Source organism: Gemmatimonadota bacterium (assembly GCA_016713785.1).
Classification (GTDB): domain Bacteria; phylum Gemmatimonadota; class Gemmatimonadetes; order Gemmatimonadales; family GWC2-71-9; genus JADJOM01.
On sequence record JADJOM010000003.1, the window covers coordinates 1,902,507 to 1,913,639 of the forward strand.

General features: G+C 71.4%; 8 protein-coding genes. 7 read left to right on the forward strand and 1 reads right to left on the reverse strand.

The window, feature by feature from the left end; all coding sequences use genetic code 11:
* A complete protein-coding gene (locus IPJ95_16650; protein MBK7925228.1) occupies nt 1-1,527 on the forward strand; it encodes an SBBP repeat-containing protein in 1,527 nt (508 codons plus the stop codon).
* A gap of 8 nt (nt 1,528-1,535) precedes the next feature.
* Here the strand turns inward: IPJ95_16650 and IPJ95_16655 are convergent, their stop codons facing one another.
* Nucleotides 1,536-2,990, reverse strand: a complete 1,455-nt coding sequence (locus tag IPJ95_16655) for an amidohydrolase family protein (protein ID MBK7925229.1) — start codon at nt 2,988-2,990, stop codon at nt 1,536-1,538.
* A 250-nt stretch (nt 2,991-3,240) separates the two neighbouring features.
* On the opposite strand from IPJ95_16655, the gene IPJ95_16660 reads away from it, so the two are divergent.
* The 6 genes from IPJ95_16660 to IPJ95_16685 all read left to right on the forward strand — a co-directional run bounded on the left by IPJ95_16660 (nt 3,241) and on the right by IPJ95_16685 (nt 11,133).
* Nucleotides 3,241-4,956: a glycosyltransferase family 39 protein gene (locus IPJ95_16660; protein ID MBK7925230.1), complete on the forward strand. Its 1,716-nt coding sequence runs from the start codon at nt 3,241-3,243 to the stop codon at nt 4,954-4,956.
* Complete coding sequence (locus IPJ95_16665; GenBank protein ID MBK7925231.1) at nt 4,953-5,846, forward strand: glycosyltransferase family 2 protein; 894 nt, start codon at nt 4,953-4,955, stop codon at nt 5,844-5,846. Before IPJ95_16660 ends, IPJ95_16665 begins: the two co-directional genes overlap by 4 nt.
* Nucleotides 5,843-6,814 carry a flippase-like domain-containing protein gene (locus tag IPJ95_16670; GenBank protein MBK7925232.1) on the forward strand — a complete coding sequence of 324 codons (972 nt, stop codon included), beginning with the start codon at nt 5,843-5,845 and terminating at the stop codon, nt 6,812-6,814. Before IPJ95_16665 ends, IPJ95_16670 begins: the two co-directional genes overlap by 4 nt.
* Complete coding sequence (locus IPJ95_16675) at nt 6,807-8,231, forward strand: FAD-dependent oxidoreductase (GenBank protein ID MBK7925233.1); 1,425 nt, start codon at nt 6,807-6,809, stop codon at nt 8,229-8,231. Before IPJ95_16670 ends, IPJ95_16675 begins: the two co-directional genes overlap by 8 nt.
* Before the next feature lie 207 nt (nt 8,232-8,438).
* Nucleotides 8,439-9,608, forward strand: a complete 1,170-nt coding sequence (locus tag IPJ95_16680) for a radical SAM protein (GenBank protein MBK7925234.1) — start codon at nt 8,439-8,441, stop codon at nt 9,606-9,608.
* Nucleotides 9,609-9,615: 7 nt separating this feature from the next.
* Nucleotides 9,616-11,133 carry a DUF2079 domain-containing protein gene (locus IPJ95_16685; GenBank protein ID MBK7925235.1) on the forward strand — a complete coding sequence of 506 codons (1,518 nt, stop codon included), beginning with the start codon at nt 9,616-9,618 and terminating at the stop codon, nt 11,131-11,133.

The window sequence follows — 11,133 nt, forward strand, 5'->3', positions numbered from 1 at the left end:
ATGTCCCACCGCGACGCCACCCTGGCGGGACTCGCCACGGTCGCCTGCCTGACCGCCGGTCTCGCCTGTGGCGGGGATCCCACCGGCGGCGGCGGGGGCACCGACACCCTGCCCCCCCCGCCCGCCGGCGAGGGGCTGACCATGGGCTTCGTGACCTACGCCGGGGGCGGGAGCGAGGACATGGGGCGGGACGCCGCGACCGACGCGCAGGGCAACGGCTACATCTCCGGCAGCGCCAAGTCCGCCAGCTTCCCGGTGACCCCCGGCAGCTTCGACGTCACCTACAACGGCGCCGGCGGCTTCCCGTCCGACGCGTTTGCGCTCAAGCTCTCCCCCGCCGGCGTGGAGGGGTGGGGCACCTTCCTCGGTGGGCCGGAGTATGAGCGCGCCTACGCCATCGAGGTGGACGACCAGGGTTACGTCTACCTGGCCGGACGGGCGGGGAGCGGCTTCACCCCGACGGCGGGCGCGCTTCAGGGCACCTTCGCCGGCGGCAATGGCGGCCCGGAGTACGGCCCGCAGGATGGCTTCCTCTGCAAGCTGAGCCCGTCGGGGGCCTCCGTGGTGTTCTGCACCTACTTCGGCAATGCCGACTACGTGCCGATCCGCGACATCGCGGTGGATGCCAACCACGACATCTACATCGTCACCTCCGACTCGGTCGGGGGCTTCCCGTCGGGCTGGTTTGCCAACGCCTACCAGCCGGCCATCGCCGGCGGCCGCGACATGCTGGTGGCCAAGGTCAAGGGCGACGGCACCCAGGTGCTGTGGGCCACCTACCTCGGCGGCAGCGGCCAGGAGGCCAACACCAATTCCATCCGGGTGGACGCGAGCGGCGTCTATGTGGACGGCCTCACCCGCTCCGATGACATCCCGACGCCGAACGGATTCGACCATACCCTGGGCGGGACCTCCGACATCTACCTGGCCAAGCTGAGCCTCGACGGCGCCAGCCTGCTCTGGGGCACCTACGTCGGCGGCAACGGCACCGAGGACACCGAGACCCACCAGCTGGCGCTCGACCCCTCCGGCAACCCGATCGTGGTGGGCCCCACCTCCTCGAGCGACCTGCCCACCAGCGGCACCGCCGTCCAACGGCAGCCCGCGGGGGGCGGGACCGACGCGATGGTGGCCAAGGTGAGCCCGGCGGGCGCCCTGCTGGCCATGACGTACCTGGGAGGGTCGGGGGCGGAACGGGCGGAGGGCGTGGCGACCGACAGCCGGGGCAACATCTACCTGACGGGCTATACCACCTCGAGCAACTTCCCCACCAACCTGGGCAACAACTTTGCCGGGGGCCAGGACCTGCTCTTCGCCAAGCTCTCGCCGGACCTGAGCCAGCTCCTCGTGGCGGCGGTGGTGGGCGGGGCCGGCGATGACCGGGGGCGGTCGATCATCGTGTCGCCCCAGGGCACCGTGTACCTGACGGGCCAGACCACGTCGCAGAGCCTCCCCGTGCTCGGCGCGCTCCAGGTCGGCTTCGGCGGCGTGATCGACGCCTTCGTGGTCGGGCTCGACCCGGAGTAGCCGTCCGGCTACGGGGCCGAGGCGCCGGCCGCGACGGCCCGCAGGGAATCGAGCGCGGCCGGCCCGTAGTAGCGCCCCCGCGCCACCACCCCGGCGATCCGCCGGGTGTTGCTGATGTCCGCCAGCGGATCAGCCGAGAGCAGCACCAGGTCGGCCGCCTGCCCGACGGCGATGGTCCCCTGCGTATCCTGCCGGCCCAGGAACCGGGCCGCCTCGCGGGTGGCGGATTGCAGCGCCTGCATCGGCGACATCCCCGCCTCCACCAGCAGCGCCAGCTCGTCGTGCAGGCTCGCCCCGGGAAGCCGGGTCCCGCCCGGCCCGTCGGTGCCGGCGAGGATCGGCACGCCCTGCCGGATCATCCCGCCGAGAATCGCGAGCTCTCGCCGATAGAGCTGGTGCGCCAATGTGGTATCGCCGGCCCAGCGCACGTCGGTCGACGGTTCGCCGCTGCTGAGGCCCGGGAACCGGCGCAGCTCCCCCGCCAGCTCCGCCGAGGGTGGCACCAACCGGATGTCCCGCAGCATGACCAGGGTGGGGACCTGCCACGTCTCGTGGCTCCGGAACCCCGCCAGTACGCTGTCGGTGCGCGGGTCGCTCTGGGTGGCCAGCATCTCCCGGTAGCGACGCCGGAAGTTCTCCTCGGGGTGCGACAGTCCCACCCGGGCCAGCAGGCGCCGCCACCATCCCTCCTCGGCCAGGGCATCGGCGCGGATCGACGCCTCGTCGGCGGCACAGGCGAGCACCACACCATCGAGGTGCTCGATGCTCCGCTGGCCCATCCGCGCCACGGTCACCGCGCCGAGGTCGATGGCGGTGTGTCCCGCCACGTTGAGCCCCGCGGCGTTGGCCGCCTGGAAGAGGCGCAGGTAGTAGCGCCCCTCGAGGCCGTCGACCTTCACGAAATCGGCGCCGCCCTCCACCAGGAGCTGCACCGAGCGGAGCACGTCGGCATCGGAGCCGATCGGGAATGGCGCCTCCGGGGTGACCGGGTTCTTGCCGACCTTTCGCCCGGTGATCACCAGCCGTGGACCGGGCACGGCGCCAGTCGCCGCCTCGTCGCGCCAGCGCCGCAGCACGGCCAGGTCGCCCGCCATGTCGCGGACGCCGGTGACCCCGGAGGCCAGCAGGAGCGGAAAGACCGCGGCGCGGTTCCGCTCGAGACCACGCACCCGGTTGCTGTCGGGCCGGAGCGGCCGGTTGGCCAGGTGCATGTGCATGTCCCACAGCCCCGGGATCAGGAACTTCCCGCGACCATCCACCACGACCGCGCCGCGTGGCGGCCGCGCCGCGCCCGCGGGGGTGACCGATACGATGCGGTCGCCCGCGATGAGGACCGTCATGCCCGGGGCGGGCGCGGCGCCGGTCGCGTCGATCACGGTGACGCCGGTGATGGCGATCGGCGGCCGGACCGTGTCCGCAACCATCGGGGCGGCCAGCAGGGGGAGCGCGAGAAAGAGCAGCATCACGGACCGTCGTTGGAGGCGGGGGACAAAGGGCACAATCCAAGCCATCCTGCAGAACGAAGCGTGGGGGTGGGCCGGCCCGCCACCGCGCCATGTCACGCCCGGCGATCAAATCTGTAACACGCGACGTGACAACAGCTTAGAATATAGCCTCCGGACGCGTCCCCCGGAACCGACCGCCCACCCAGCCCGCCGCCTCGTGGTCCGGGGCTTGCTGGGCAGGAGGCTTCACTTCAACGCCCGCAACCGGATGCGATCCAAGCAGTTACTGACAGCGCTCGGCATCATCCTCCTGCTCACCGGCCTCGCGCTGCCGGCGGGGAGCCTCGGCACGGCGGTCTCCCCCGTCAGTCTGCACCACGCCGGGGAGGTGACCACCGGGCTGTGGCTGTTCAAGCTGATGCTCGTGCTGCACGGCGGGCTGTTGCTCGCCTGGGGGCGGCTCCCGCTGCTCACTGAGGGTGCCGCGCTGCTCTCGCCCCGCAGCCTGGCCCGGGGGAGCGAGGAGCCCGCCTGGGCGGCATGGGCCGCCGGCGCGCTGGTGCTCCTGGGGCTCGGGCTGCGCCTGCCGGCGCTCGCCGATGGACTCTGGTTTGACGAGATCCAGACGCTGGTCGAGTACGTCCGGCTGCCGCTCGGCCAGATCGTGACCCGGTTCGACAGCCAGAATCAGCACCTGCTCTATTCCGTGACCGCCCGCCTGGTCACCACCCTGGGAGGCGAGGGCGCGATCACGCTCCGGCTGCCGGCGGTGGCCTTCGGGGTGGCGAGCCTGTGGGCCACCTGGCGGTTCGGGCGGACGGTGGCGGGCTGGCGCGAGGCGCTGCTGGCCACCGCACTGCTCGCCGTCTCCTACCACCATGTCTGGTTCTCGCAGAACGCGCGGGGCTACACCGGCCTGCTGCTGTGGACCGTGGTCGCCACCGGGTGCTTCCTGCGCCTGCTCTCCGGCGTCTACGAGGACGGGCGGCGCCTGGCGCTGCTCTACGGCCTCGCGATGGCGCTGGCGGTCTACACGCACGCCACCGCCGTGCTGGTGGCGGTGGCCCATGCCGGCATCCTCGCGCTGCTCGTGCTTCGGCGGTGGCCGGAATCGCGCGGCGGTCCGGCGCTGGCCTCGCTCCTCGGGCTGGTCCTGGCGGGCTCGCTCAGCCTGCTGCTCTACGCGCCGGTGCTGCCGCAGTTCGCCGCCACGCTCACCGAGCCCTCGGCCTTCCACGCGGAGACCGAGTGGCAAAACCCCACCTGGATGGCGCTCGAGGCCATGCGCGGCCTGGCCGGCGGCCTGCCCGGCGGCTGGGTGGCGCTCGGGCTCGGCGCCGGCGTGCTGGTCGCGGGCCTCGTGAGCTACGCCCGACAGGGCCTCGCCATCCTGGGCGCCATGGTCCTGCCCGGCCTGGTGACGCTGGCCGCGATCATCCTGCTGCGGCACAACCTGTGGCCGCGGTTCTTCTTCTTCTCCGCCACCTTCGCGGTCCTGATCGTGATCCGGGGCGGGTTCAGCCTGTCGCGGATGGTCACCCGCGCGCACGGCGGCCGCCTGGCACTCGCGGGCACCGTGGTGGTGATCCTCGCCAGTGCCCTCACGGTGCCCCGCGCCTGGGGGCCCAAGCAGGACTTCGTGGCGGCGATGCGCTACGTCGATGCCCAGCGCGGCCCGGACGACGCGGTGGCCACGGTGGACCTGACCACCTATCCGCTGACGCGCTATTATGCTCGCGACTGGGTCCCGGTGGAGCAGGCGACGGCGCTGCGGCAGCTGGCCGGCGCCCATCCGCGCACCTGGGTGCTGTACACCTTCCCGGTGCGGCTGGCCGCCGCGTATCCGGACGTCTGGCAGGAGCTCGCGGACTACCAGCAGATGGCCACCTTCCCCGGCACCGTCGGGGGGGGCGCGATCGTGGTGCTGGCCAGCCGCCCGCCGGTGCCGGCCGATTCCGCTTCCACCCCGAGGACCGCCGAGTGATCGAGGACGTCTACGAGGATGCCGCCGGCGTCCTGCCCCACGCCGTTTCCGTGGTGATCCCCGCCTACAACGAGGGGGCGCACGTGGCGCAGCAGGTGCGCGACGTGGACGAGGTGCTGCGGCAATCCGGCTGGACCTACGAGATCATCGTGGTCGACGACGGCAGCCGCGACAACACCGCGGAGGCCGCCGACACCACCGGGGCCCGGGTGCTGCGGCGGCGGCCCAACCGCGGGTACGGCGCGGCGCTCAAGCTGGGGATCCACCGCGCGAAGCACGACTGGATCCTCATCACCGACGCCGACGGCACCTACCCGGTGAGCGCGATCCCGGTGCTGCTCGCCGCCGCCGACCGCAACGCCATGGTGGTGGGCGCCCGCACCGGGGAGACCGTGCAGGTGCCGCTGGTACGCCGCCCCGCCAAGGCCTTCCTGCGCTGGCTGGCCAGCTACCTGAGCGAGCGGCCGATCCCGGACATCAACTCGGGGCTGCGGCTCATGCGGCGGGACCTGATCGCGCGCTACGAGCACCTGCTCCCCAACGGGTTCTCGTTCACCACCACGATCACCCTGGCCGCCAACTGCAACGGGCATCCGGTCGAGTACATCGCGATCGACTACCACTCGCGGAAGGGCCAGTCCAAGATCCGGCCCCGCCACGCCTACGACTTCGCGCTGCTGACCTTCCGGACCATCATCTACTTCAACCCGCTCAAGGTCTTCATCCCCCTGGGCGCGGGGCTGTCGCTGGTGGGCCTCGGCAAGCTGGCCTATGACATCTACCGGGACAACCTCTCCGAGACGGTCGTCCTCTGCTTCCTGGGCGCGCTGATCGTGTGGGCCGTCGGCCTGCTGGCCGACCAGAACGCGCGCATCGGGCTCAAGCGATGAAGGTCTGGCTCAAGGTCGCCGTCAGCCTCGGGCTGCTCGGCCTGCTGGCCTGGGTGCTGCCCTGGCACCAAGTCGAGGAGGCGATCCGCCGGCTCTCACCGGGCATGTGGACGCTCGTGCTGCTCGGCTTCGTGTCGGGCCATGCGCTCGGCGTGCTCAAGTGGCGGCTGTTCGTGAACGCCGGCCACGCCGCCCTCCGGCTGGGCGACGCCGCGCTCTGCTACGGCGCCGGTCTCTTCGCCAACCTGTGCCTGCCGAGCATCGTGGGCGGGGACGTGCTCCGCATGGCGCTGGCGGGCAAGTTCACCCGCCGTCCCGAGGCCGCCTTCCTGGGCGGCGTGCTCGACCGCCTCACCGACATGATCGCGATGGCGATCCTCGTGGCCGGCGGCGCGCTCTTCGCCCGCAACGACCTCCCCGGCTGGGGCGAGGGCGTCTTCACGGTGGCACTGCTGGTGGGCTTCGTGGCGCTGGGCTTCTCCCTGCCCTTCGTGCTGCGGCGCCCACTCCACCGCTGGCCCAGGAAGCTGCGGCGGCCGATCGGCCGCACGCTGGTGGCGCTGCGCCGCCTGGCCCGCGACCCGGCCCACGGCCTGCAGGGCCTCGGCCTCTCGCTCACCATCCAGGGTGGGTTCGTGCTGCTCAACGCCTGGCTGGGGTACCAGCTGGGCATCCGGGTACCGCTCTCGGTCTGGTTCCTCGTCTGGCCGCTGGCCAAGATCGCCGGCCTGATGCCCATCAGCCTGGGCGGGCTGGCGGTGCGCGAGACCACGCTGGCCGCCCTCCTTACCCCCTTCGGCGTGCCCTTCGCGCTGGGCGTGGTCTGCTCGCTGTTGTGGCAGACCGTGCTCATCGGCGGCGGGCTCTTCGGCGGCCTCGTCTGGCTGGTGCTCAGCCGGACCCGCCAGGGCACGGTGGACCGCCCCGGCGCCATCATTCACCAGGTGACACACCCCGGGCATGGCTGAACCCCACATCGTTGTCCTGGGCGCCGGCCCCGCCGGCGTCGGCGCGGCCTGGCGGCTGCGGCAGACCGGCAAGGCGCGGGTGACCGTGCTGGAACAGCACCCGGTCGTCGGCGGAAACTCCGGCAGCTTCGACGGCAGCTTCCAGCGCCTCGACTTCGGCAGTCACCGCCTGCACCCGGCCTGCGAGCCGGAGATCCTCGCCGACATCCGGCGCCTGCTCGGCCCCGACCTGCTCGACCGGCCGCGGCACGGCCGGATCCACCTGCGCGGGCGCCTGGTGCACTTCCCGCTCAAGCCGGTGGACCTCCTGCTGCGCCTCGACCCGGGCTTCGCGCTCGGCACCCTCGGCGACATGGCGCGGAAGGCCCTGGGCGGCAAGGCCGACGAGGGCGACACCTTTGCCTCGGTGCTGTGGGCCAACCTGGGCCCCACGATCTGCCGCGAGTTCTACTTTCCGTATGCCCGGAAGATCTGGGGCCGCACGCCGGAGGAGCTCTCGGGCATCCAGGCCCGGCGCCGGGTCTCCGCCGGCTCGTTCGGCAAGTTGGTGAAGAAAGTCCTGACCGCCGTCCCGGGACTCAAGCCGCCGGGCAGCGGACGGTTCTTCTACCCCCGGCGCGGCTTCGGCCAGATCAGCGAGGCCTACGCCGAGGCGGCGCGCGGGATGGGCGCGGAGTTCTGGATGGAGAGCCGGGTCGCCGGGCTCACCCCGCCGGCGGCGCCCGGCGGGCGGTGGACGGTGCAGGTGGAGCGGCCGCAGGGACCCACGACGCTCGAGGCGGACTACGTCTGGTCGAGCATCCCCATCACCGCGCTGGCGCGGGCCATGGGCCAGCGCACCCCGGCCGAGGTACACGCCGCGGCGGGCCAGATCAGCTACCGCGCCATGCTGCTGATCTACCTCGACCTGCCGGTCGACCGCTTCACCGAGTACGACGCACATTACTTCCCCGACGCGGGCATCCGGATCACCCGGCTGTCGGAGCCCAAGCACTACGCCGACCGGCAGGACCTCCCGGGCCGGACCACGCTCTGCGCCGAGCTGCCGTGCGAAGTCGACGACGCGACCTGGAAGCTCGACGACGCCGCGCTCGGCGCGCTGGTCGGTGACGACCTGGCGCGGGCCGGCCTCTCCCTTCCCGCGGCGCCCACGGCGGTCTACACCCGGCGGCTGCGTCAGGCCTACCCGGTGTACTTGAACGGCTACGAGGTGCCCTTCGGGGTCCTGGATCGCTGGGCGGACAGCCTGCCGCAGATGATCAGCTACGGCCGGCAGGGCCTCTTTGCGCACGACAACACGCACCATGCGCTGTTCATGGCCTACAGCGCAGTGGAGTGCTTGAAGGACGGCCGGTTCGATGAGGCCCGGTGGCAGGCCTTCCGCGAGGTTTTTCGCACCCACGTGGTCGAGGACTGAGCCGAAGTGTTGCGTGCTCGCCACATGCGCTGCGATTGTGCAACATAAACCGGTAGAGAGGGCCCGATTCCAGGGTCCTCCTTGGAATACCAGAACCGGGGTCGGATATTCCCGCCGATCCGCTTAAGCTGGCGCAGGGCATGAGCTTTGCTCCCTGCAGCCTCGAATCTCGACCCGTCGTTTCGCCGCACCGAGTGAGGAGCTGGAATGAACCCGATCAAGCGCATCGCCCGCCATGCGCGCCTGACGAGCTATTCCTATCGCGACATGGATAGCCCGCCCTTCCTGGTGCTGTTCATCAACAGCATCTGCAACATGAAGTGCGAGCACTGTTTCTACTGGACCAGCCTCAACAAGAAGGACGACCTGTCCAAGGAGGAGATGTTTGCGCTCTCCGACTCCCTGGGACAGATCGAGAACCTGAACCTCTCCGGCGGCGAGCCGTTCCTGCGCAAGGAATTCGGCGAGATCTGCCGCAAGTTCATCCGCACCAACGGCGTCAAGCAGATCTACGTGCCGACCAACGGCTACTTCACCGAGCGCTGCATCGCGGCCATCCGCGAGGTGCTCAAGGAGCCGTCGCTCGACCTGTTCGTGGCCGAGATCTCCCTCGACGGCATGCCCGAGTTCCACGACAAGTTCCGGGTGGCGCGCCACGCCTTCAAGAAGGCGATGGAGACCTACGACGCCCTCGTCGAGCTGCAGAAGGAGGACCCGCGGGTCCGGGTGCACTCCATCTCCACCGCCACCGACGTGAACATGGAGGAGATCAAGAAGCTCACGACCTACCTCTATGAGCGCTGCCCGCAGATGGACCACCACAACCTGGCCATCATCCGCGGCGACCGGAAGAACCCGACCCTCAAGGGCCCGAGCCTCAAGCAGTACGAGGACCTCTACGAGTACATCCGCCGGCTGTGGGCGCCGCGCGAGGAGGGCCGCACGGGCTCGGCGGTGGAGCCGATGCTCCAGTGGGCCAAGACGGAATCCGTGAAGCAGGAGCGGCAGGTCGTGCCCTGCAAGGCGGGCAAGATCAGCGGGGTGGTCTACGCCAACGGCGACGTCGGCGTCTGCGAGATCCACAAGCCGATCGGCAACCTGCGGCAGAAGACCTTCCCGGAGATCTGGCATTCGGCCGAGGCCAAGGCGCTGCGCGCCTCGATCGCGCGCAAGGAGTGCTGGTGCACCACGGAGGTCTTCATGTGGTCGAGCATCGTGTACCAGCCGCTGCCGCTGCTCGAGGCCACGATCAAGGGCAAGGTGTGGAGCAAGCCGCTCCCGCTGCACCCCTCCGAGCGCCTGCCGGTGAGCCTGGCGGACGGCCCGACCCCCGGTGGCGAGCCGGAGCCGGCCACCGCCGAGGAATCGGCGTACTGACCGCGCGATGACCGAAGGGCTGGCAGGTGCGCGACGGCCCGGGGGCCTCGGTCTCCCGGGCCGTCTCTTCCTGACGGTGGCGCTGGTCTACGCCATCCACTTTGCGCCGAACGTGGTGCGGGAGACCTACCTCGCCATCGCGCTCGGCGAAAGCGCGTCGGTGCGGGTGGATCGCTACCTCGGCCTGCATCCCGACCTCTTCGAGATTCCCGGCCGCGGCGCCTACATCAACAACAACCCCGGCGTCTCGCTGCTCGCGGCGGTCCCGTACGCCGCGGCCTCCCCGGCGATCGAGGGGTTGCTCCGCGCGGTGCCAAGCCTCGCGGCGCCGAAGCCGCCGGCCACCTATGATGATCCGCGGCCCAATCGCACCCGCTTCATGAACGAAATGCGGGCCCGCGGCCTCGACGTGAAGCTCGGGCTGGCCGCGGCCGCCATCCACCTCCTGTTCAACGTCCCCCTGGGCGCGCTCGCGGCGGTGGTGCTGTTCCTGTTCCTGCGCGCCCGGCTGCGGGATGAGCGGGCCGCCCTCTGGCTGGCGCTGCTCTTTGCGCTCGGCACGCCGGTCTTCTTCCGCTCGGCATTCCTCAACCAGAACCTCGCCCTGGCCTACTGCACCCTGGCGGCCTACCTGGCGCTGGCCTGGCACGGCGGCGAGACCACTGCCGACCGGCCCCTGCCCCGGGGACGGGTGCGCTGGGCCGGCTTTGCCCTGGGCCTCGGGCTGCTGTGCGACTACTCCGCGGCGCCGCTGCTCATCGCCTTCGGTGTGTGGCTCGTGGCGACCGGGTGGCGCCGCGGCGGGCTCGCCCTCGGCGTTCGGCAGGGAGCCGACTTTACCCTGGGGGCCGTCGGCCCCATCGCGGCCCTGCTGGCCTACCAGGCCGTGGCCTTCGGGAGCCCCTGGTTCCCCGCGCAGCGCTACATGCCGGCCACCGACCTGAGCACGGATGGCTGGAACGGCCTGCAGGTGCCCACGCCAGACCTGCTGTGGCGCAACCTGCTCGACCCGCGGTATGGGCTGCTCGTCTCCTGCCCCATGCTCCTCGCGGCGCTGCTGGCCCCGCGCTACCGTCGCCGGCCGGGGGCCGCGGGCGGGGCCGAGCTCACGCTGCTCCTCGGCGCCAGCCTGGCGCTGTACCTGTTCTGCTCGGCCGTGTCGTTCGCCGCGCTGCAGTGGAACACGGGCGTGCGCTACCTGGTGCCGGCGGTACCGCTCCTCTTCGTGGCCCTGGTGCCGGTGCTGCTGCACCTGCCCCGCGCCGTCACGTGGCTGCTGGTGGTGCCGACCCTGACGATCGCGTGGGCCATGGCCATGACGCGCGAGAACGTCTTCACCGCGCTGCTCCGGGTCTTCGCCCTGGGGCCGGAGCTGCCGTGGCACACCGTGCTCCAGAAGACCGCCATGGCCTATCTGCCGGCGCTCGCGCGGGGCGGGACGCCGATCATGGTCCTGCTGCTGGCCGGCGTGATCCTCTGGCTGCTGTGGCGCGACGCGCCCTTCCAGCCAGCCGGCGACGCCTGA

What these genes read in the sequence shown, in the direction of transcription:
- IPJ95_16650 (MBK7925228.1), top strand. Translation starts at nt 1, where the DNA reads ATGTCCCACCGCGACGCCACCCTGGCGGGACTCGCCACGGTCGCCTGC.
- IPJ95_16655 (MBK7925229.1), bottom strand. Translation starts at nt 2,990, where the DNA reads ATGCTGCTCTTTCTCGCGCTCCCCCTGCTGGCCGCCCCGATGGTTGCG.
- IPJ95_16660 (MBK7925230.1), top strand. Translation starts at nt 3,241, where the DNA reads ATGCGATCCAAGCAGTTACTGACAGCGCTCGGCATCATCCTCCTGCTC.
- IPJ95_16670 (MBK7925232.1), top strand. Translation starts at nt 5,843, where the DNA reads ATGAAGGTCTGGCTCAAGGTCGCCGTCAGCCTCGGGCTGCTCGGCCTG.
- IPJ95_16675 (MBK7925233.1), top strand. Translation starts at nt 6,807, where the DNA reads ATGGCTGAACCCCACATCGTTGTCCTGGGCGCCGGCCCCGCCGGCGTC.
- IPJ95_16680 (MBK7925234.1), top strand. Translation starts at nt 8,439, where the DNA reads ATGAACCCGATCAAGCGCATCGCCCGCCATGCGCGCCTGACGAGCTAT.
- IPJ95_16685 (MBK7925235.1), top strand. Translation starts at nt 9,616, where the DNA reads ATGACCGAAGGGCTGGCAGGTGCGCGACGGCCCGGGGGCCTCGGTCTC.